The organism is Candidatus Eisenbacteria bacterium (assembly GCA_016867715.1).
GTDB lineage: Bacteria > Orphanbacterota > Orphanbacteria > Orphanbacterales > Orphanbacteraceae > VGIW01.
This window is the reverse complement of sequence record VGIW01000016.1, coordinates 1-20,526: the sequence shown is the minus strand read 5'-3', so window position 1 is coordinate 20,526 and position 20,526 is coordinate 1. Positions and strand designations below refer to the sequence as shown.

The following is a 20,526-nucleotide window of genomic DNA, read 5'->3' as shown; positions in this document are numbered from 1 at the left end:
CCGCCCGAATTCGCCCCCCGAAATCGCCCGGCCCATCTGCTATCCTTCCGACGATCGTCGATTCGCATGAAGGGGACGGCGCGCGGCGATCTGGGGCGAGAAGCGCCGCGGGCGCGCGCGCCGAAGAAAAGAAGAAGGAGGCAAGCGTTGAAGACTCGTCTCGAACGCTGGTTGGGCCGCGACCTTGCGGCGGCCCTGGTCGCCACCGCCTGTCTCTTCGCCACAGCCGCGCCCGGAGCGGCGCAGGATTCGAAAGAGAAGAAGCTCGAGACGGGCCGCTGGTATCCGAGCCTCGAAAGCGGCCTCAACATCACGCAGAGCGCCTACAGCAACAACTGGAGCGGAGGGGACAAGGGCTCCGTCGTGTGGGCGCTCATCACGAACGGGACGCTCGAGAACCAGCTCAACGAGAAGACGAACTCGAAGAGCATCCTGAAGCTCGCCTTCGGGCAAACGCACCAGCAGAAGATCCGCTCGAGCGGGACCCGCGGGTGGGACAAGCCGGAGAAGTCGACCGACCTGATCGACCTGGAGAGCGTCCTCCGCTTCACGCTCGGCTGGTTTCTCGATCCCTACGTCTCCGCTCGCTTCGAGAGCCAGTTCCAGGACGTTTCCGACACGACCGGAGGGAGATCCCTTTTCCTTAATCCTTTGAAGTTCAAGGAATCGGGGGGCGTGGCGCACGAGTTCATCAAGGAGAAGGACAGGGAGCTTCTCAGCCGATTCGGCTTCACCTTCCGTCAGAGCAGCCGGAAGTTCTTCGTCGACCCGCTCGAGGGAAACGAGACGAAGACGCTGACGACGAACGACGGCGGCCTCGAATGGGTGACCGACTACAAGACGAAGATTCTGGACGACCAGGTCGCCTGGACGTCGAAGCTGAGCCTCTACCAGCCGGTCTTCTATTCATTCAGCGACATCCTCGACGGCCTTTCGGTCGACGAGCTCGCTGCCGCGGATTTCCCCTCCGACGTCGCCGACTACCCGATGGCTCTCGACGTCGACTGGGAGAACATCTTCTCGACTCAGATCACGAAGTACCTCTCGGTCAACCTGTACCTCAGGTGGCTCTACGATAAATACGACAACACGGTCCCGCCGACCGAGGCGATCGACGGGGCGATCGAGAACCCGGGCGACGTCCGCGCGGCGATCCGAAAGGCGGGTCAGTTCAAGCAGACCCTTTCGATCGGCATCACGTACCGGTTTTTGTAGAGCGGGCGCGCAAAGCCAACTCACCATTTTGCGGCCGGTTGGCGGGGCCGTCCCCCGCCTTTCCGGTCTTCCCATCGAGGGGCCGGATCGGTTATAATCCGACTGTCGAATCCCCGGTTCGGCGCCGGGCGAAACACCCGACGGGAAGACCCGGCCGCGAACCGAGGGATCTCCCGATGATGGAAAGGAGCGATGCGAAGTGGCGAAGAAAGGCAACCGCGTCATGGTGACGCTCGAGTGCACGGAGGCGAAGAAGGAGGGGAAGCCCCCGTCTCGATACACGACGACGAAGAACAAGCAGAAGACCACGGGACGCCTCGAGCTCAAGAAGTACAACCCGTTTCTCCGCAGGCACACGGTCCACAAAGAGATCCGGTGACGAACGCCCTGGGCGGATCGCGAGGCTAGCCTGGGCGAGGGTGCCCCCGCGGGGTTCTTTGCGCCGAACGGCGCTCGCGATTCTCGGCGCGGACGCGCCCGACCGTGAGAGGAGACTTCGCATGGCCGAGACGATCTTCACGAAGATCCTGGCGGGCGAGATCCCTTGCCACAAGATCTACGAAGACGAGCGCGTGCTCGCGTTTCTCGACATCGGCCCGCTCAGCGAAGGGCACACGCTCGTCATTCCGAAGGAGCCGGCCGAGACAATCGATCGTCTCTCGGACGCGGCGGCCGCCGCGATCGGACGGGTGCTTCCGCGCCTCAGCCGCGCCGTGATGAAGGCGACCGGCGCCGCTTCCTTCAACGTTCTCCAGAACAACGGGCGGGCGGCGCATCAGTTCGTCGACCACGTCCACTTCCACATCATCCCCAAGTTCGACGACGGCTCCGGGCTCGAGATCGCGTGGAACGCCGGCAAGCTGGACGCGACCTCGGGCGCCGCGCTCGCGAAACGGATCGCCGACTGCGTGGAATAGCCTCGTGTTCCCGATCGCGCTCGGGAGGAACGCCTCTTGAGACGCGCGCTCCACGTCCACAGTAGAAAACGCTCGCCTTATCCAGTTTAAGAAGCGACGAAGTTGATGAGGCGGCCCGGCACGAAGATCACCTTGCGGATCGTCTTCCCCTCGAGGTGGCGCCGGACGCCGGGATCGGCGGATGCGCGCTCGCACACCATCTCCTCGCCGGCGTCCGCCGGGACGAGAATCTTTGCGCGGAGCTTTCCCATCACCTGAACGACGATCTCGATCTCCTCGAGGACGAGATACTTCTCGTCGCACTCCGGCCAGGACGCCACCGCGACCGACCCCTCGCCCCCGAGCGCTTCCCAGAGCTCCTCGCAGAAATGCGGCGCCATCGGCGCGAGCATGAGAACGAGCGGCTCGGCGACCGCTCGCGGGAGGCTCTCTCTCCCCACGAGCGCGTTGTTTAGCTCGATGAGGGCGGCGATCGCCGTGTTGAAGCGGAGGTTCTCGAGATCGTCCGTGACGGTTCGGATCGTTCGGTGGAGAAGACGGAGGAGGTCCTCCCCGGGGCGTTCCTCGCGGACGAGGGGCGCACCGGTCTTCTCGTCGAAGAAGTTTCTCCAAATGCGGAGAAGGAATCGGTGCATGCCGACGATCTCGTGCGTGCTCCACGCCTTCGAGACCTCGATCGGGCCCATGTACATCTCGTGCAGGCGGAAGCTGTCGCATCCGTACTCCGCGACGAGCTCGTCCGGCGTCACCGCGTTCTTCAGCGACTTTCCCATCTTCCCGTACGCGCGCGTCACCGGTTTTCCTTCGAACGTGAACTTCCCGTCCTTCTCCTCGACGACCCGGGCCGCGTCCACGTAGACGCCGCGCTCGTCCGTGTACGCGTACGCCTGGATGTAGCCCTGGTTGAAGAGGCGCCCGAACGGCTCCTTCGTCGAGAGGTACCCGAGGTCGTGGAGCAGCTTGTGCCAGAAACGCGCGTAGAGAAGGTGCAAGACCGCGTGCTCGACGCCGCCGAGGTAGAGATCGACGCCGCCCGGCGACATCCAGTAACGCTCCTTTTCCGGATCGATGAGGCGCGCGTCGTTCTTCGGATCGATGAAGCGGAGGTAGTACCAGCACGAACCGGCCCATTGCGGCATCGTGTTGTGCTCGCGCTCCCAGCGCTCCCCGTCGATCGTCACGATCCGCCATTCCTCCGGGGCGCGCGCCAACGAGGGCTTCGGCGGGGTTTCCGGATCGTCGGAGACCGCGGGGCGGAAGTCCTCCATCTCGGGAAGAACGACCGGGAGGTCCCCTTCGCCGGCGGCGCGGATCCGCCCGCCGCTCCCGTGCAGAAGCGGGAACGGCTCGCCCCAATAGCGCTGGCGGCTGAAGAGCCAGTCGCGCAGCTTGAACAGCCCCTTCGCGGCTCCGATCCCCTTCCTTTCAAGCCAGGCGACGATCGCTTCTTTCGCCCGATCCGTCGGCAACCCGTCGAGCGAAACATCGGCGTTTGAGGAGCCGACTCCCTCGCCCTCGCCGGCGAAGACCGCCTCGAACGCGGCCGGATCGCGGAGATACGCTTCGCGGGTCGTTTGTTGAGCATTCAACCATGCGTCGGCCGGGAGGACCACCGGGCGGATCGGCAGGCCGAACTCCTTCGCGAACGCGGCATCCCGCTCGTCGTGCGCCGGCACCGCCATGATCGCGCCCGTTCCGTACCCCATGAGGACGTAGTCGGCGATCCAGATCGGAATCTCCTCGTCCGTCGCCGGGTTGACCGCGCGCGCGCCGATGAAGACCCCGCTCTTCTCTCTCGCCTCCGCTTGGCGCTCGACGTCGCTCCGCCGAGCGGCGGCCTCGCGATAGGCGCGGACCTCGGCGGCCCGATCGGGAGCCGCGATCTTCTCCACGAGAGGGTGCTCGGGCGCGAGGACCATGTAGGTCGCGCCGAAGATCGTGTCCGGCCGGGTCGTGAAGACCTCGATCGGGTCGCCGGTCCCCGCGACTGCGAAGCGGACCATCGCCCCCTCGCTCCGGCCGATCCAGTTCCTCTGCATCATCTTGATCGGCTCGGGCCAATCCACGAGATCGAGGTCGTCGAGGAGCCTCTGCGCGTACGCGGTGATGCGGAGCATCCATTGCTTCAGGGGACGCTTGTAGACCGGATGGTTCCCTCTTTCGGAGCGCCCCTCCGATGTCACCTCTTCGTTGGCGAGGACGGTTCCGAGCGCGGGGCACCAGTTCACCGGAACCTCCGCGAGATAGGCGAGGCGCTGCGCGTCGACGAACGCCTCTTGTTCCTTCCTCGACAGGGAAGCCCACGGGCGCGGAGCGTCGCCGGAGGAGATCCTCGCGTCCGCGCGGATCAGGCATCCGTCCGCACCGACGAGACGCTCCCCCGACGCGAGAAGCCGCCCCAGATCGGCGATCGGCCGCGCGCGGTCGGAGCTCGTGTCGTACCAACTATCGTACATGCGAAGGAAGATCCACTGGGTCCACTTGTAGTAGCGGACGTCGATCGTCGCGACCTCGCGATCCCAATCGTAGCCGAGCCCGAGCGCGCGGAGCTGGCGGCGCATCGTCTCCATGTTCTTCTCGGTCGTGACGCGGGGATGAACGCCGTGCTCGATCGCATATTGCTCCGCGGGAAGCCCGAATGCATCGAACCCCATCGGGTGGAGAACGTTGTGCCCCCGCATGCGCTTGTAGCGGGCGACGATGTCCGTGGCGATGTACCCGAGCGGATGGCCGACGTGAAGACCCGCCCCGGACGGATACGGGAACATGTCGAGGACATAATATTTTGGACGCGAAGCATCGAAACCGGGGTCGCCCGGCCCGAGAGTCCGGAACGTTCCCTCGCGCGCCCATCTCTCTTGCCACTTTTTCTCGATCGCGCGGAAGTTGTAACGCTTCATGATCGCGCGATTATAGCACGGCCCGAGAAGGCCTCGGAAGGCGCGGAAGAGAGCGAAAACTTCCGCCCCGGACGAGCAACCCGTTGATTTGTCGTCGGTTGTGCGGTTTTCGTTGACGGGCGCCCCGCTCATCATTCATCTTGCAGAGGAAGATGCGGGGGTTTATATTCGTTCGGCATGAAAGCGGGGAAGTGTTTCGGCATGCCGGTGCCCTCCCCCGCCGGGCGTGTTGAACGGTTCAGCGCGCCGGTCCCATTTCCGGCTGGAGGTCTCGTCGCCGAGGAACGCAAAGCCCGCCGCGGGCACGGACCGATCAGGCGTGAAGGTTGAGGTCCCTGGGGCGCCGGGACGAGCCGGGCCTTCGGGGTTCTTTTCTGGTCTCTCGCCGATGGTTCGCCATCGCGGTCGGCGTCTTCGGAGGAGGCATTGTATGCGTAGAACGACCCTATGGAAACCCATGCTCCTGTTCGCGGCCGTAGCCGTGCTCGGCCTCGCCTTCACGGGCTGCGCCAAGCGTCCCGAGATGGAGATCGCGGCGGCCCGCACGGCGGTGACCGAAGCCACGACGCCGGACGCGCAGACGTATGCGCCGGACGCGCTTCGCAAGCTGCGCGAGGCGGAGCAGGCGCTCGACCGCGAGCTTGGGGTGCAGGACAAGAAGTTCGCCCTGTTCCGCAAGTACGAAGTGGCGAAGACGCTCACCGCCGACGTAGAGGCTAAGGCCCAGGAAGTGAAGAGCACCGCCGCCGCCAAGAAGGCGGAAGCTATGGCGGAAGCGACCCGTCTCCTCGACGAGGCGAAGGCTCTCCTCGTCGAAGTGCAGACGATGATCGAGAAGGCGCCGCGCGGGAAGGGGACCGCCCTCGATCTCCAGGTCATGAAGTCGGACTTGGCTTCGGTCGAGACGACGATCGCGGAAGCGGACATGAGCTTCGCGTCCGAGAAGTACCTCGAGGCCCAGAAGCAGGCGAAGCTCGCGATCAACACGGCGACGACGGTGAAGAACGAGCTGACCGCCGCGATGGAAGCGAAGAAGCGCAGATAGTTCGTTCGTCGAAAGAAGGCGCGGGGGCGCTTCCGCCGAGACCGATCGGGGGCGCCTCCGCTTCCCGGATCCCGGCGGCCCGACCGCCGGCGAGCCGGGCGCGATCCCGACTGATTCGTCCCCAGGCACGCTTGCTGGGAGCGCCGCGACAGCAAGTACGATGAAGAAGCGCTGGATTCTCATCCCGGTGGCGGTTCTCGCCGTGTTCTCCGCGGCATTCTTCTTCTCTTGGCCCATTCTGACGGGGAAGACGACTCCTCCCGAAGCGGCGAGGCACCTCGCGCTCCGCGCGATCGAGGATGCCCGGGCGCACGGCGCCGATTCGTGGGCGGCGGAGCGGTTCCGCGAGGCGGAGACGCGGCTCGCCGAGGCGCTCACCGAGTACCGGACACAAGAGGTCCGCTTCCTTCCGATGCGCGACTTTGCCGCCGCGGAGAGCGTGTTCGTGCTCGCCGAGGCGATCGCCCATGAGGCGGCCGAAGGGGCGGTTTCGTCCAAGGAGAGCGCGCGAGGATCCGCGCGTCAATCGGTGTCGAGGGCGAAGATCTCCGTGGACGCGTCGAGCGCGCTCGCCGCGACCATCCATCTTTCGCGCGAGGAACGTTCGCTCCTCAACCGGTCCAGGCTCTTCCTGTCGCGGGCGGAGGACCGGCAGCGCGACGGCCACTACGACGAGGCGCGGCAGCTGGCGGAGAAGGCCGCGGTCTGGGCGGAGGATCTCGGAACCCGTTGCGCGGAGCGCGCCGCGCGCTACACGCAGGGTCCTCTTGTGCGGAGCTGGCGCCGCATGGTCCAGGAGACGATCGAGTGGTCGCGGCGGACCGGGAAGACCGCGATCGTCGTCACGAAAGCGAATCATCGATTGATGATCTATCGCGGCGGCGTCGTGCGGGCGACCTACCCGTGCGACATCGGATACAACAACGTGAGCGACAAGCTCCGGTCCGGAGACGGCGCGACGCCCGAGGGGAAATACACGGTCGTCCAGAAGAAAGGCCGGGGACAGTCCAAGTACTACAAAGCGCTTCTGATCGACTACCCGAACAGCCTGGACAAGAAGGAGCTTCAAGAGGCGAAGAGGAAGGGGCTCGTTCCCCGTAACGCGACGCCCGGAGGCTTGATCGAGATTCACGGCGACGGCGGCCGAGGAAACGACTGGACGCAGGGGTGCGTGGCGGTCTCGAACGATCTGATGGACAAGATCTTCGACGCCGCGGAGGTTGGGACGCCGGTGACGATCGTCGGGAGCGACGGCGACGGCGGCGTCTTCCAGGAGCTCGTTCTTCGGTTCCAAGAAGCCAGGCGTGCGAGGGGAGGATGAGCGCCTCGAACGCGGACCGATCCGCGGACCTTCCGCGGGCCGCTTTCGGGCCGGCCCGGAAGTCCCCGCGGCGATTCCGGCTCGCCGCCGGACTTGCCGTAAGCGCGCTCGTTCTTGTCGTTCTCGCGTTTCTCGGAACCGGTTTCGCGTACGACCCCTACGAAAACGGCGTTTCGGGCGGCGCGAGCGACGCTCCGGACGGAGCCGCTTCAGAGCCGGACGCCGATCTCGCGAAGACGCGCTCGGACCTCCTCGCCCGCCTTCAGAAGCTCGCGCCGCGCGGCCCCTACATCGTCATCGACCAGACGCACAACCGGCTCTATCTTCGCGAGAAGGAGCGCGCGCTCCTCGACGCCGTCTGCTCGTGCGGCTCGGGGATCGTCCTCTCGCATGGAACGAAGGAGTGGGTCTTCGACACCCCGCCCGGTGTTTTCCGCGTGAACCAAAAAATCAAGGATCCCGTTTGGAGGAAGCCGGATTGGGCGTTCATCGAGGAAGGAAGGCCGATTCCAGAGGACGCGAGCGAGCGCTTCGAATACGACATGATGGGGGAGTACGCGCTCGGCTTCGGAAACAGCTACTTCATTCACGGAACCCTCTACGAACGCTTGCTCGGGCGAAGCGTCACGCACGGATGCATTCGACTGGGGCGCGCGGATCTCCGCGAGCTGTACCGGCAGGCTCATGTGGGAACACCCATCTACATCTTCTAGCCTCCCCGCCCCGGAACCGGCGGGCGGCGGCCGGAGAGCGCGGAAGCGCCTTCGGCGGGCTTCGATCGTTCTCGTCGCCGGCGCCGTTCTCGTCGCGATCGCTGTCTACCTTGACCGAAGCGGCGGGGACGGCGAGGAGCCGCCCGCGGACGCGCCGTCTCCGACGGATCATCCTCGCGAGGTTGTGCCGAGCCTCCTTTCGGGAAAGTTCTTCTATGTCGTGCTCGATCCGGAAACGAGATCTCTTCGATTGATGCTTAAAGGAGCGTTCCTCGAGGAGTACCTGGTCGAGGAGATCCGCGTGGGGAGCCCCCGCGTCCTGTTTCGCCCCTCGAAGCGGTCGGATGATTGGACGGTCCGCGTCTGGACGGACGGGCGTCTCGATCCCCCGCGCATCCAGAAGCGGATCGAGTTCACCCCTCCCGACTCGGCCCTCGCGCTCGACAGCCTGCAGCCGGCGCTCCCGATCCCTCCGACCGCGGAGGAAGCCTATCGGGTCCCGCCGGTCTACCGCATTCGCTACCGAGAGGGGCTCACGCTCGTCGTTGAGTCCTCGGCGGATTCGACCGGTCAGGGGACCTTCTCTCGCACGGAGATCGTCCGAAGCCGTGTCGAGGAACGAGTGCGCGCCCTCCGCGCTTCTTGGTCGAACGAGGGCCCGCGTGTTCTCCTTCGCATGAAGGCGGAGAACGCGCAGCGCTTCTACCGCTCCCTCCCGGGCGAGTCCTTCTTCCTCGTGGCGCCGCCGCGCCCCGCGCCCGCCGAGCCTCGGTCTTCCGGGAGCCGGTAGTCGCGTTCGCCGCGGCGCGCGCATCCTTTTGTACGGAAACGAGTTGCCGCCGGGCGCCGGCCCGGGGGGCCTGCGAGCGCCACGAAATCTTCCTGGGAGCGCGCCCAAGGCGGTGGCGTCCGGCGTCGATCTTCCTCTTGGCGAGTTCTTCCATCGTGCGGAGCCGCCCGCCAACCGTGGGCTCCCGCGAAGGTCGAATCGCGAGCACCGCTTTCGGGCGGGATTGCGGGAGCGCCGTTTCGCCCTCGCGATCGGAGCTGTCCCCCCGGCTCCGCGTGGCGCCGGGAACCCAAGGAGGATCGAGTATGCGCGACTGCTTGAAGCTGGCCCTCTCTCTCGCCTTGGCCGCGACGCCGTGCCTCGCGAACCAGGTCGAGAACGCCAACACCGCTGTGTTCACGTACAACCCGCCGGTCCCGGGACCGACCTGGTCGATGCCGCGGGCCGTTCTCTACGACAACGGGCCCCTCGTCAACAGCCCGGGAACCGGCTTCGGCGGAGCGGACGAGTCGGTTCTTCAGAGCAACCTCGGGATGAACACGCTCGGCTTCGGACACCAAGCCCAGCTCCAGTACCTGGTCACCGATGACTTCACGGTGCCGCCGGGAGACTCGTGGAACATCAGCACGATCACGTTCTTCGCCTACCAGACAAACGCGGTGACGAACCCCTCCACGATGACCGCGGTCTACGTCGAGATCTGGAACGGCGTTCCCGATGCTCCGGGCGCGGTCCGGATCTTCGGCGACAAGACGACGAACCGGCTCGTGTCGTCTCAGTGGTCGAACATCTACCGAGTGAGCTCGACCGCTCAAGGCGCGACCAACCGTCCGATCATGGCGAACGTGTGCAGCGCCCCCGTCGTTCTCGGTCCGGGCACCTATTGGATCGCCTGGATGACCGACGGCACGCTCTCATCCGGCCCGTGGGCGCCCCCGATCACGATCAACGGACAGACGACGACGGGGAACGGCGAGCAGTCGCTGGACAACGGAGCGACCTTCGAGCCCGCTCTTGACTCGGGAACCTCGACGCCCCAGGGTTTTCCCTTTGTGATTGAAGGAACCTCCGGCTCCACATCGGTCGAGGAGAAGAGCTGGGGGGCCGTGAAGTCGCAGTTCCGTCGTTAGCCCGAACGCGTTCGCGTTCCTTACGCCGGTCGCGGATGGCGGCGTCTCTTCCGCGCCGCTTCTTCGACATCGCGCCGCACGAACAGCCGGGCCCCGGGAGAACCGGGGCCCTTCTCGTCGTCGCTACGCCTTGCCGGCGAGCCTCTACCGCCCGCCGGTGATGTACTTCTCCAAAACTTCAATCGTGAACTGTTGGTCGGCGATCACCTTCTTGACGGCGTCGCCGATGCTCACGATCCCGACGAGACGCCCCTCCTCCAGCACCGGGAGATGGCGAACGCGCTTCTCCGTCATCAGCTTCATGCACTCCTCGACCGTCTCGGCCGGGCTCACGAAGAGCACGCGCGCGGTCATCATCTCCCGAACCGGCGAAGTCCTCGACGACTTCCCCTTGAGGACCACCTTGCGCGCGTAGTCTCGCTCCGAGAAGATGCCGACGACCCTCCCCCCCTCGACGACGGGAAGAGCGCCCACGTCCTTCTCGGCCATCATCTGAAGAGCTTCGTAGACGAGCGCGTCTGGCCGAACGGTCCAGACCTCGGCGTTCTTCGCCTGCAAGAGCTGCCGCACGGTGGTCATCTTCTCTTCCCTCCTTCTGTCGCACCGGGGGCCCGCGCGCGGGGGTGCTGCGCGGGCCGATCGTTCTTCATCATAGATCATGCGCGGCCGTTCGCGGAGAGTGAAGCGGCTGCGCCGGGAGCGCGCGCCGGGTCGATCGTCTCCTGTCCCGCTTGACGCCAGAAATCGATCGTGGAAAATACGAAGAGCCGCGCGCGGCAAGAAAGGAGACGGTGCCCATGCGCGCCCGCCGCCGAATGACCGACCCCGCGCTTCTCGTTCTGCTCGCCTTGTGCGTCGCCGGCTGCTCGAACCCGAGCGACGAGGACGCGCCGCGCCCGCGGACCCGCGAGGAAGCGATCCCCTCCGGCGCGGTCAAGATGACCCCCGAAACGGATCTCTACCCGCCGATCTTGCACGTGTCCGAATGGTTCGACCCGGAGCCGATGGAGGGCCCCGTCAACACGGCGGGCGCGGAAGACGCGCCGGTCGTCTCGCTTGACGGGAACACGTTCCTCTTCTTCTTCACGCCCGGGGTGAGCGTTCCGCCCGAACGCCAACTCCTCGACGGGATCACCGGCATCTGGTGGACCACGAAGACCGGCGGCGAGTGGAGCGAGCCGGAGCGGGCGGTTCTGAACCACGCGATCTCCCTCGACGGGCCGCTCTGCATCCAGGGAGATCTCCTCTGGTTCGCTTCGTTCCGGCAGGGGATGTACGGCGCGGACGGGGATATCTACACCGCGACTCTCCGCGGCGGCGCATGGACCGATTGGCGGAACGCCGGCGCGAAGCTGAACAGCGAGTACAACGTCGGCGAGCTGTACACGGACGAGAGCGGAACCCGGATGTGCTTCCATCGGCTCGAGCAGAGCATGGGCGGCTACGATCTTTGGATGACCGAGAAGGTCTCCGGCGAGTGGACGCCGCCGGTCAACCTCGGAGCGCCCGTGAACAGCCCGAATGACGAGGGATGGCCCTGGCTTTCCCCCGACGGATCCGAGCTCTGGTTCACCGCATGGAGCGGTCTCGGCCACCCCGGCCCCGCTCTCTTTCGGACCTTCCGGCAAGGAGACGGCTCGTGGAGCGAGCCCGAGGAAATTGTTTCGAGCTTCGCGGGAGACCCGGCGCTCGACCGCGAGGGGAACATTTACTTCACTCATCATTTTTTCGACTCCGAAATGAAGATGATCGAGGCGGACATCTACGTCGCAAAGAGGAAGGCCGCCCCGTAACCTCTGCGAAGGGAAGCCGCGCGGAGTGCTCGGGAGATCGCGCCTCGGGAGCACCTTTCCCGACAGAGCGGAGACGGGGGGCGCACCGGCCGCGGGAGAAGCGCGGGCGCGGCTAATGCATTAGATTGCAGTCAAGGAAACCCTCTTAGGGGGCGACCGGCCCGGGGTCTCTCTTCACCGGCCGCGGGTTTCCTTTCTTCGAAAGGGGGGAGAAACGATGGGCGGGGCCGAGTGGGTTCATGTCGCGACGCTCGGGGGCGGGTGCTTCTGGTGCCTCGAGGCGCTCTTCGGGCAGCTTCACGGCGTGGTCGGCGTGCAGTCCGGCTACGCGGGCGGGACCGCGCCGAACCCGACCTATGAGGAGGTGTGCGACGGAACGACCGGGCACGCCGAGGTCGTTCAGATCGAGTACGACTCGAGGGAGATCTCCTTTCGAGAGATCCTCGAGGTCTTCTTCTCCGTCCACGACCCGACCACGCCGAACCGCCAGGGAGCGGACGAGGGGACCCAGTACCGCTCGATCATCCTCTTTCACACGCCGGATCAGAAGGGGACGGCCGAGATCCTGATTCACGAGCTTGCCGAGGAGAAGGTCTGGCGCAACCCGATCGTCACCGAGGTCGTCCCTTTTGAGGCGTTCTATCCCGCCGCAAAATACCACCAGGAGTACTACTTCAAGAACCGGAACCAGCCCTACTGCCGCGTCGTGATCGACCCGAAGGTCGCCGCTTTCCGCGAGAAGTTCGCAGGCAAGCTGAAGCACGATCCGGCGAAGTAGAGAGCGAACTCAATCATTCTCCGCGCGATGAAGCTGATCCCAGAGCACCTCGGCGACGACCCGGATGCCGACCGGAATCGCCGCTTCGTCCGGATCGAAGGTTGAACTATGAAGCGCCATCTCGACCCCCTCCCGCCCGACGCCGAGACGGAACTGGAAGCCGGGGACGATTCGACCGAAGTAGGAGAAATCCTCGCCGCCCATTCCCGGTTCGTAGACGAGATCGTTCTCCTCGCCGAGCACGCGCCGGAAGACCTCGCGCGCCTCGGCGACGAGCTTCGGATCATTGTAGCCGGCGGGCGTGCCGAGGAAGTACTCGAGAACCGGCTCGGGAGCGCCCGCTGCGGCGGCGTGGCCGCGCGCGGTCCGCTCGATCCGCGCTTGGAGTTCCGCCCTCGTCTCGTCGTCGCGGCTCCGAACCGTCGCCGAGAGGACGACCTCGTCCGGGATCGCGCTGCTCTTCGAGCCTCCGTGGATGCTCCCCACCGAGATCACCGCGGGACGGTCGACGGAGATCTCGCGCGCGACGATCGTCTGAAGCGCGAGCACGATCTCCGCGGCGAGCGTCACCGGATCGATCGTCTCGTGCGGGTACGCGCCGTGCCCACCTTTCCCCTTCACCGTGAGGCGAAAGGCGTCCACGTTCGCGCTCGCGTAACCGGCGCACGAACCGACGCGGCCTGCGAGAAGCGTCGGATGATCGTGCAGCGCGAGGATGCACTTCGGGAGGCGTCCGTCCTCGAAGACACCCGCCTCGATCATCTGCGCCGCGCCCGCGCCGGTTTCCTCCGCCGGTTGAAAGATAAAGAGAATAGAGCCTCGCATCATCGCGCGTGCGTCCGAGAGAACGCGCGCCGCGCCGAGAGCGACGCTCATGTGGATGTCGTGGCCGCACGCGTGCATGAGGCCGACCGTGCGCCCCTCGGACGTGTCGGTCCTCGTCGACGCGAACGACCGCCCGGTCTCCTCGGCGATGGGGAGCGCGTCCATGTCCGCGCGCCAGGCGACGAGCGGTCCGGGTTCGTCTCCCCGGAGGATCGCGACGACGCCGGTCCCCCAATCCCCGTCGACGATCTCGATTCCCGAAAACTCGGCGAGTGCCGCGAGAATGTGCGCCCGTGTTTCGGTCTCGCGAAGGGCGAGCTCCGGATGCGCGTGAAACCAGCGCCGCTCCTCGATCGCGCGCGCCTCGTGCTTCGCGACGAACGCGGCGAAATCGGGAGCGTTTCTCTCCGCGTGGGCCGCGGCCCAGTGGGGGAGCAGGGCGAGAAAGAACGCGGCGACTCCTTTTCGTCTCATGATCCTCTCCTCGGAAGCAGGAACCTCGCTCCATCGTAAACGATCCGCCGTGGTATAATGAAGCGCGAACCTCCCCCGCGCCCGGCCGAACCCGAGGAACGCGCATGCCGAACGCGAGACTTCTTCTTGTGCTTCTTCTATCGGCCCTCGCCGCCGGCGCTCCATTCGCCGCGACGCGCGGGGTGATCATCGAGGACTTCGAGAGCGGCTCCGTCGCCCTCGAAAGCTATCCGGGGCAGGACGCCGATCCGTCCGACTGGACCGTGACATCGAGCAATCCGTACGCAGGCTCCTACGCCCTTCGCCTCTTCGGAAACACGTGGAAGATCCAGCGGATCCCGGCGATCGCTATCGCGGAAGAGACCGTCTGGCAGGCGGCTGCGTTTGTCGAGCGGCTTGGCGAGATGCAGGCCTTCGGCGTCGGCGATTCGCTGAACGAGCTCTTCTACACGTTCGCGGGGGAGCAGCTCCCGCAGGAATCGAAGTGGTGGACCGTCTACCAGGGGGCCTTCCCGGAGGACGAGTGGTACGCCTATCTCCTCCCGATCGGCCGCGACTGGAAGGCGACCTACGGCTACCTCCCGACCATCGACCGCCTCTTCTACGCGAACGACGACGACGAGGGAACGACCGGAATCGTTCTCTTCGACGAGATCGCCGACGTGACCGAGGCTCTCCCCGTGCCGCCCGAGCCGAGCATCTCGTATGTCGTGGAGAAGACCGTGCCGGTCGCGAAGAACCTCTTCCTCGTCGGCGTTCAGTTCTACGCGAACGTCTTCGATCCCGACTCGGATGTCCACACCTTCTCCTGGGACTTCGGAGACGGAGGGACGAGCGGCGAGCGGAACCCGACCCACGAGTTCCTCGTCGAGGCGCATTACACGTACACGGTGGGGCTCCTCGTCCGCGACGAGAGCGCCCTCGCCGGGACCGACACGTGCCAGGTGCGCGTCGAGCCGGGCGCGGGCGACCTTCCGATCACGGTGAACTTCGTCGGGGATGTTTTCACCGGGCGCGGCTACGAAACACCGGGAGGGATCATCGCCACGCAGGGGATCGAGGCGCTCTTCGAGCCGACCCTTTCGATCTTCGGAAACGCCGCGGACGTGAATGTTTGCAATCTCGAATGTGCGTATACCAACCAGGGGACGCCGCACCCGACGAAGAGCGTGGTCTTTCGAAGCCGCCCGGAGAACATCGCGGGGATCGCGTACGCCGGCGTGGACCTCGTGACGACCGCCAACAACCACATCATCGACTACGGCGAGGAGGGGATGCTCCAGACGTTTCGTCTCCTCGACAGCCTCGATATCCGGCATTCCGGCGCGGGAACGAACGAGTACTTCGCGCTCCTTCCGACGTTCTACTCGAAGAACGGCGTCCGGATGGCGTTTCTTGGACAGTGCAATCGATGCGGCCGGAAGTGGAACTATCAGCCATTCCTCGACGCGGGGGCGAGCAAGCCCGGCTTCGCGTACTTTCTCGCGCACAACGTCGAGGCGGCGGTCGCCTCGGCGCGCGAGGCGGCCGACATCGTCGTCATCCAAACGCACAGCGGCGACGAGTACGACACCGCGCCGCCGGAGAAAGGCGGGCGTCTCGCGGAACCGTTCCCCGTCGAGGCGAACGCAATCGGTCCGGGCGACCCCGACTTCCGCTTCCGCGTGGAGCCGAGCCCGGGCGATCGGGCCCTTCGCCGTCTCGCGGCGGACCTCGGGGCGGACGTCGTCATCAACCATCATCCGCACGTGCTGCAAGGGTTCGAGTCGCACAACGGAAAGCTCATCGCGCACAGCCTCGGGAACTTCGTTTTCGATCTGTACTATCCCGAGACGATGCCGACGATCGTTCTCACGCTCGCCATCGACAAGGAGGGGATCGTCGGCTACTCCTTCGTTCCGGCGTGGATCGACGATTGGATTCCGAGGCCGGCGACCGGAACGCTCGGACGCGAGATCGTGGACCGGATGGCCGACTACTCGCGTCCGATGGGCGCCATCGTCGCCCCCTTCTTCGACAAGGCGGGGGCGCGTATCTATCTCGACCGGGCCGCGACCGACTCGACCGTCACCCCCGCGACGATCGTCGACTCGCTCTTCGTTGCGAGCGGAGGCCGCACGACGCCGCCTCTCGCGCTCGAGGGGAAGGGAAACCTCTCCGCGATTCGATCGATCGAGGGGCCGGGGAGCGGCTGGGAGGTGCGCTGGGGGAGAGAGATCCTTTGGCACGGGGTTTTCGAGGAGGAGGGCGCGACCTTCTGGGACCTGAACTCGGCGGACGAGTGGCTCGACACCAACGCCGCGCACTCCGGCGCGCGCTCGCTCGCGCTCCGGCGCTCCTCGGGAAGCAGCGGCGCGGTCGGCGCCGATCTCGAGAAACACCTCCCTTGCGATCCCGCGAATGCCCACTCGATTCTCGGCTACATGAAGGCGGAGAACGCCGGCGGCGCGTGGATGAGCGCCCGCTTCTACTCGACCCGCCACTCGGAGACGCCAGTCGCGAGCACGAACGCCGCGCCGTCTTTCTCCGGAACATGCGATTGGGTCCGCCAGTGGAAGGACCTCGACACGCCGTCGAACGGCGTATACTTCGAGGTGCGCTGCTCGAACGATCGTCCCGCGAGCGGAACCGGACACGCGTGGTTCGACGACCTCGCGTTCATCGAGTGGGAGCCGTGGGTCGCCTGGAACGGCGAGAGCGCGATTCCTTCACCCAACAACTTCCGTTTCCTTCAGGTGCGAAGCATGAGCGCCGGGCCGGGGAGCGTGATCGTCGAGTACTCCGAGACCGCTTACGAACCGTCGGCGACATCCGTCGGCGGCCGGCCGCCCGCGCCGGCTGCGCCGCTTCTTCAGAACTTCCCGAACCCGTTCAACGCGCGCACGACGATCGAGCTCTCGATCCCGGGAGAGGGGAAGGCCGACGTGCGGATCGAGATCTTCGACATCCGCGGGCGGAGAATCGCGACGGTTCACCAAGGGGAAGCGGAGGGCGGAACGAAGCTCGGCGTCGTCTGGAAGGGGACGGACGCGCGCGGCCGCGAGGTTCCGAGCGGCGTCTACCTCGTCCGCGCGGCGATCGACGGGCGCGCGCTCACGGGCAAGATCGTCCTGTTGAGATGAGACCGCTCGACCTCCCCTACCCCGGCTCTTGGTCCACGCCCCCATCACACGCGTGATCCGAGCGGTCCGGCTCGACGTGCACGACGACGTCCCGAATCGGCAGATAGGATTCCGTGAGACGGTCCTTCACCTCGTGACCGATGCGGTGGCCCTCACGCACGCTGATCCGGCCCTCCACCACGACGTGAATGTCCATGAGGAGTCCGAGGCCGCTCTTTCGCACGCGGCACTTCTCGACCTCCACCACACCAGGCACCTTCGCGGCGATCGCGCGGATTTCCGTCTCGACCTCGCCGGACACCGCCGCGTCCATCACCTCGTCCACCGCCGGCCGGAGAAGCCGAACGCCGTTGTAGAGGATGATGCCGCACGCGAGGAGCGCCGCCCAATCGTCCGCGGCCTCGTAGCCCTTCCCGCCGATCAGCGCGACCGAGATCCCGACGAACGCGGCGAGCGATGTGATCGCGTCCGATCGATGGTGCCAGGCGTCCCCTTGCAGCGCGCGGCTGTTCAGCGTGCGCCCGATCCGAAGGTTCCTCCGGTACATCGTCTCCTTGATCCCGACGACGAGAGCGAGAACGGCGAGCGTGTACCACTCCGGCGCGCGGTGCGGCTCGTGGATTCCCCGAACGCTCTGAACAGCGATGAGGGTCGCCGCGAGCATGATCGCGACCGCGACCAGGACCCCGGCCAGCGATTCCGCCTTGCCGTGCCCATAGGGATGCGTGCGGTCCGGCGGGCGCGCGGAGATGCGGAGCCCGCCCCAGACGATCGCCGAGGAGACGACGTCCGCCGTCGATTCGATTCCGTCCGCGATGAGCGCGTACGAGTTTCCGACGATCCCCGTGAAGACCTTGGCGAGCGCAAGGGCGAGGTTGACCCCGATCGAGAGCCCCGATGCGCGGATGCCCGTGTCGAAACGATCCATGCGACGCACCCGCCGGGTGGAAAGCCGAATCGGCCGCGGGGAGCCCAGGCGCTCCCGGCCCGCCCCATCGTAGACCCGGACCAACGGAGCGGCAAGGGAAACCGCGACTGGCGCGAGGCCCGCTCTCTTCCTATCTCTATCTCAAGAGCCCGCCCCCCGAGACATCCGGGTCGTCCGGGCGATCCATCCCTCCGACGAGCAACGGGAGAGGTTATGATCTTCCGGTTGATGGCGATCGCGCTCGCGGGCGCCGCCCTTCTTGCCTCGACCGGGGCGGCTCACGCCGTCCCGCGCTACTCCGCCCGCTACGGGCAGCGCTGCCAGCTCTGCCACGAGGATCCCTCCGGGGGTGGGATGCGGAGCGCCTACGCGAGCGAGTATCTCCTCCCGAACGAAATCGCGATGCGCCCCTCGTTCGACGAGGGCGTCGAGAGGATTGAGCGCGCCCTCACCCGGAGCGTGATCCTCGGAGCCGACATGCGCACGCTCGCCGCCTACTCCCGCGAACACAAACAGACGAACAACTTCTTTCAGATGCAGGGAGACGTGTATCTGCACGTTCAGATGGAACCCCGCTTCGCCGTCTACGCGGAACGCGGCATCACCGGTTCCTACGAGCTCTTCGCGACCGCATCGATTCTCCCCGCGAACGGAACCCTCAAGGTCGGCCGATTCGCCCCGGCCTACGGCTGGCGGCGGCCCGACCACACGGCCTTCACGCGCGCGACGCTCGGTTACTTCACGCCCCCGGCGCACACCGACGTCGGGATCGAGCTCGGCTTGTTTCCGATCAATATGAGCCTCAACCTTTCGATCTTGAACGGAGCGCCCGGGCGGCTTCGCGATTCGGACGGCGCGCGGGCGTATGTTTTCCGTGTCGAGAAGAGGGTCCGCGCCGGTCCTCTCCGGGCGGCGATCGGCGGCTCTCTTCTCGAGGACGCGCCGACAAGCGTCGCCGATTGGACGGCCGGTCCGTTCGCCTCCCTCTCGTGGGGACCTTTCGCGTGGATCGGCGAGTGCGACTGGCAGCGAGCGGCGGGCGAAGTCGAGACCACTTCCTTCGCGATCTCTCACGAGGTTTCGGGGAGGTTGGCGCAGGGGATCGACCTCCTCGCGACCTACGATCTCCACGACCCCGACATCGATCGGGCGAACGGCGCGCACCGCCGAGTCGGGATCGGTATCGACGCGCTTCCGCTCCCCTTCGCCGGCATCCTCGGCATGGTCTACTTTCACGACTTCGACGAAGGGCCCGCATTCACGGAAAAGGACGATGCGGAGGCCCTGCTTGTCGTTCATTTCTTCTACTAGAGGAGAAGACATGCGAAGAGGCGCGGCGACGCGCGCGGTGCTCGTTCTCACTCTCCTCGCGCCGGGGGCGTTCGCGGAGCGCTTCGAGATCCGGTCCGGCGAGGAGGAGAATCTCGTCCGGTTTCGATCGTCCGCTCCGCTCGAGAGCTTCGACGGAAAGACGCGCGCGGTATCGGGATGGATTCGTGCGGATCTTCCCGCTCTCTCCGAATCGGTCGTGGTCTTCGTCGAGGCGGACCTCGCGACGCTGGACACCGGAATCGACCTTCGAAACGCGCACATGCGGGAGAACCATCTCCACACCGACGATTTCCCGAAGGCGGTCTTCCGCGGTGGACGAATCGTCGATCCGATCGAGGGGAGCTGGGACTCGGAGGGCCGGGCACGCTTCTCGCTCGCCGGAATGTTCTCGCTCCACGGCGTGACCCGTCCGCTTGCGGTCCCGGTCGAGATCCGACGCGGGAAGAACGGGTCTCTCCTCATCGAGACCGCGTTCGAGATCCGCCTCTCCGACTTCGAGATCCCGCGCCCGCAGTTTCTCCTGCTCCGGCTGAATGAAGTCCAGCGCGTTCACGTACGGATCGTCGCCCATCCGCTCGCCGCCGAACAAGAGGAGGCGCCATGAAGAAGATGAAACCGCTTGTCCTCGCCGCCGCGATCCATGTCTTCGCCGGATGCTCGGATCAGGGCGGCCCTGTCGATCCCGGGAACACGAACGGCAACGGGAATCCGGCCCCCGCGGTCTCCTACCGCGAAGATGTGCAGCCGATCTGGAACGCGAACTGCGCCGGATGCCACGGTACGAGCGGCGGGCTCACCCTCGTCGGAGGAAACAGCCGTTCCGCTCTCGTCGGCGTGGTCTCGGTCGGATACGCGCCCGAGGTTCGCGTCGTCCCGGGGGACCCCGGGCGCTCGGTCCTCTACCAGAAGCTTCTCGGCAACCCGGACTTCGGCCAGAGAATGCCCGCCGGAGGGGCGCTTGGCGGCGAGGATCTCGAGACGATCCGCGCGTGGATCGCGGAGGGCGCGGCGGACAACTGATCCCCCCTCCAGCCTTCGCCCCGGGGCCTTTTCCTGATATCCTCTCGGCCGGGATTCTTGCGCCCGGGGATCGGAATGCTCGGAACACGGCTTCGGCGATTTCTCGCCCCGGCGGTTCGCGCGGTTCGCGTCATCGCCTCGGCGATCGTCGGCCTCGATCGCGCGCGCGGCCTCGAGGCGGCGGCGACGATGGCGTTCTTCGCCCTCTTCTCGCTCTTCCCGC

The 20,526-nt window shown here is 66.1% G+C and carries 19 protein-coding genes; 15 read left to right on the top strand and 4 right to left on the bottom strand.

Annotated elements, in window-relative coordinates; genetic code table 11:
- The first annotated feature begins 147 nt into the window (after window positions 1-147).
- The 3 genes from FJY73_05005 to FJY73_04995 all read left to right on the top strand — a co-directional run bounded on the left by FJY73_05005 (window position 148) and on the right by FJY73_04995 (window position 2,132).
- Window positions 148-1,215, top strand: a complete 1,068-nt coding sequence (locus FJY73_05005; GenBank protein MBM3320016.1) for a DUF3078 domain-containing protein — start codon at window positions 148-150, stop codon at window positions 1,213-1,215.
- 199 nt (window positions 1,216-1,414) lie between these two features.
- Window positions 1,415-1,594, top strand: a complete 180-nt coding sequence (gene rpmG / locus FJY73_05000) for a 50S ribosomal protein L33 (protein ID MBM3320015.1) — start codon at window positions 1,415-1,417, stop codon at window positions 1,592-1,594.
- Between the two features lie 121 nt (window positions 1,595-1,715).
- Complete coding sequence (locus FJY73_04995; GenBank protein ID MBM3320014.1) at window positions 1,716-2,132, top strand: HIT family protein; 417 nt, start codon at window positions 1,716-1,718, stop codon at window positions 2,130-2,132.
- A gap of 86 nt (window positions 2,133-2,218) precedes the next feature.
- On the opposite strand, the gene FJY73_04990 is transcribed toward FJY73_04995, so the two are convergent.
- A complete protein-coding gene (locus FJY73_04990) occupies window positions 2,219-5,032 on the bottom strand; it encodes a leucine--tRNA ligase (GenBank protein MBM3320013.1) in 2,814 nt (937 codons plus the stop codon).
- A gap of 430 nt (window positions 5,033-5,462) precedes the next feature.
- Here FJY73_04990 and FJY73_04985 point away from each other — a divergent pair, with 430 nt between their 5' ends.
- From FJY73_04985 to FJY73_04965, 5 genes are all read left to right on the top strand, one after another.
- Window positions 5,463-6,077 (top strand): hypothetical protein, encoded by a 615-nt coding sequence (locus FJY73_04985; protein MBM3320012.1) that lies wholly within the window; start codon window positions 5,463-5,465, stop codon window positions 6,075-6,077.
- 160 nt (window positions 6,078-6,237) lie between these two features.
- Window positions 6,238-7,398 carry a L,D-transpeptidase gene (locus tag FJY73_04980; protein MBM3320011.1) on the top strand — a complete coding sequence of 387 codons (1,161 nt, stop codon included), beginning with the start codon at window positions 6,238-6,240 and terminating at the stop codon, window positions 7,396-7,398.
- Window positions 7,395-8,111, top strand: a complete 717-nt coding sequence (locus FJY73_04975; GenBank protein MBM3320010.1) for a L,D-transpeptidase — start codon at window positions 7,395-7,397, stop codon at window positions 8,109-8,111. Before FJY73_04980 ends, FJY73_04975 begins: the two co-directional genes overlap by 4 nt.
- 253 nt (window positions 8,112-8,364) lie before the next feature.
- Window positions 8,365-8,901 carry a hypothetical protein gene (locus FJY73_04970; GenBank protein MBM3320009.1) on the top strand — a complete coding sequence of 179 codons (537 nt, stop codon included), beginning with the start codon at window positions 8,365-8,367 and terminating at the stop codon, window positions 8,899-8,901.
- Between the two features lie 305 nt (window positions 8,902-9,206).
- Complete coding sequence (locus tag FJY73_04965; GenBank protein MBM3320008.1) at window positions 9,207-10,031, top strand: hypothetical protein; 825 nt, start codon at window positions 9,207-9,209, stop codon at window positions 10,029-10,031.
- A 144-nt stretch (window positions 10,032-10,175) separates the two neighbouring features.
- Here the strand turns inward: FJY73_04965 and FJY73_04960 are convergent, their stop codons facing one another.
- Window positions 10,176-10,610 (bottom strand): CBS domain-containing protein, encoded by a 435-nt coding sequence (locus tag FJY73_04960; protein MBM3320007.1) that lies wholly within the window; start codon window positions 10,608-10,610, stop codon window positions 10,176-10,178.
- Between the two features lie 218 nt (window positions 10,611-10,828).
- On the opposite strand from FJY73_04960, the gene FJY73_04955 reads away from it, so the two are divergent.
- A complete protein-coding gene (locus tag FJY73_04955) occupies window positions 10,829-11,824 on the top strand; it encodes a PD40 domain-containing protein (GenBank protein MBM3320006.1) in 996 nt (331 codons plus the stop codon).
- Window positions 11,825-12,041: 217 nt separating this feature from the next.
- Window positions 12,042-12,602, top strand: a complete 561-nt coding sequence (msrA, locus tag FJY73_04950) for a peptide-methionine (S)-S-oxide reductase MsrA (GenBank protein ID MBM3320005.1) — start codon at window positions 12,042-12,044, stop codon at window positions 12,600-12,602.
- Between the two features lie 9 nt (window positions 12,603-12,611).
- Here the strand turns inward: msrA and FJY73_04945 are convergent, their stop codons facing one another.
- The gene (locus tag FJY73_04945; protein ID MBM3320004.1) at window positions 12,612-13,901 is read right to left on the bottom strand and encodes an amidohydrolase; all 1,290 of its coding nucleotides are present in this window, start codon (window positions 13,899-13,901) and stop codon (window positions 12,612-12,614) included.
- A 104-nt stretch (window positions 13,902-14,005) separates the two neighbouring features.
- Here FJY73_04945 and FJY73_04940 point away from each other — a divergent pair, with 104 nt between their 5' ends.
- Window positions 14,006-17,023 (top strand): CapA family protein, encoded by a 3,018-nt coding sequence (locus FJY73_04940; protein MBM3320003.1) that lies wholly within the window; start codon window positions 14,006-14,008, stop codon window positions 17,021-17,023.
- Between the two features lie 16 nt (window positions 17,024-17,039).
- Here FJY73_04940 and FJY73_04935 read toward each other — a convergent pair whose 3' ends face one another.
- Window positions 17,040-17,951: a cation transporter gene (locus FJY73_04935; protein MBM3320002.1), complete on the bottom strand. Its 912-nt coding sequence runs from the start codon at window positions 17,949-17,951 to the stop codon at window positions 17,040-17,042.
- 213 nt (window positions 17,952-18,164) lie between these two features.
- Here FJY73_04935 and FJY73_04930 point away from each other — a divergent pair, with 213 nt between their 5' ends.
- The 4 genes from FJY73_04930 to FJY73_04915 form a co-directional block, all read left to right on the top strand.
- Window positions 18,165-19,262, top strand: a complete 1,098-nt coding sequence (locus tag FJY73_04930; GenBank protein ID MBM3320001.1) for a hypothetical protein — start codon at window positions 18,165-18,167, stop codon at window positions 19,260-19,262.
- A 10-nt stretch (window positions 19,263-19,272) separates the two neighbouring features.
- A complete protein-coding gene (locus tag FJY73_04925; GenBank protein ID MBM3320000.1) occupies window positions 19,273-19,887 on the top strand; it encodes a YceI family protein in 615 nt (204 codons plus the stop codon).
- A complete protein-coding gene (locus FJY73_04920) occupies window positions 19,884-20,303 on the top strand; it encodes a hypothetical protein (GenBank protein MBM3319999.1) in 420 nt (139 codons plus the stop codon). Before FJY73_04925 ends, FJY73_04920 begins: the two co-directional genes overlap by 4 nt.
- A 75-nt stretch (window positions 20,304-20,378) precedes the next feature.
- A partial coding sequence (locus tag FJY73_04915) for a hypothetical protein (GenBank protein MBM3319998.1) occupies window positions 20,379-20,526 on the top strand: 148 nt, incomplete at its 3' end.

Coding starts and splice junctions, on each gene's coding strand:
- FJY73_04970 (MBM3320009.1), top strand. CDS start 8,365: ATGCTTAAAGGAGCGTTCCTCGAGGAGTACCTGGTCGAGGAGATCCGC.
- FJY73_04980 (MBM3320011.1), top strand. CDS start 6,238: ATGAAGAAGCGCTGGATTCTCATCCCGGTGGCGGTTCTCGCCGTGTTC.
- FJY73_04920 (MBM3319999.1), top strand. CDS start 19,884: ATGAAGAAGATGAAACCGCTTGTCCTCGCCGCCGCGATCCATGTCTTC.
- FJY73_04955 (MBM3320006.1), top strand. CDS start 10,829: ATGCGCGCCCGCCGCCGAATGACCGACCCCGCGCTTCTCGTTCTGCTC.
- FJY73_04925 (MBM3320000.1), top strand. CDS start 19,273: ATGCGAAGAGGCGCGGCGACGCGCGCGGTGCTCGTTCTCACTCTCCTC.
- FJY73_04945 (MBM3320004.1), bottom strand. CDS start 13,901: ATGAGACGAAAAGGAGTCGCCGCGTTCTTTCTCGCCCTGCTCCCCCAC.
- msrA (MBM3320005.1), top strand. CDS start 12,042: ATGGGCGGGGCCGAGTGGGTTCATGTCGCGACGCTCGGGGGCGGGTGC.
- FJY73_04990 (MBM3320013.1), bottom strand. CDS start 5,032: ATGAAGCGTTACAACTTCCGCGCGATCGAGAAAAAGTGGCAAGAGAGA.
- FJY73_04930 (MBM3320001.1), top strand. CDS start 18,165: ATGATCTTCCGGTTGATGGCGATCGCGCTCGCGGGCGCCGCCCTTCTT.
- FJY73_04940 (MBM3320003.1), top strand. CDS start 14,006: ATGCCGAACGCGAGACTTCTTCTTGTGCTTCTTCTATCGGCCCTCGCC.
- FJY73_04960 (MBM3320007.1), bottom strand. CDS start 10,610: ATGACCACCGTGCGGCAGCTCTTGCAGGCGAAGAACGCCGAGGTCTGG.
- FJY73_04995 (MBM3320014.1), top strand. CDS start 1,716: ATGGCCGAGACGATCTTCACGAAGATCCTGGCGGGCGAGATCCCTTGC.
- FJY73_04985 (MBM3320012.1), top strand. CDS start 5,463: ATGCGTAGAACGACCCTATGGAAACCCATGCTCCTGTTCGCGGCCGTA.
- FJY73_04965 (MBM3320008.1), top strand. CDS start 9,207: ATGCGCGACTGCTTGAAGCTGGCCCTCTCTCTCGCCTTGGCCGCGACG.
- FJY73_04975 (MBM3320010.1), top strand. CDS start 7,395: ATGAGCGCCTCGAACGCGGACCGATCCGCGGACCTTCCGCGGGCCGCT.
- FJY73_04935 (MBM3320002.1), bottom strand. CDS start 17,951: ATGGATCGTTTCGACACGGGCATCCGCGCATCGGGGCTCTCGATCGGG.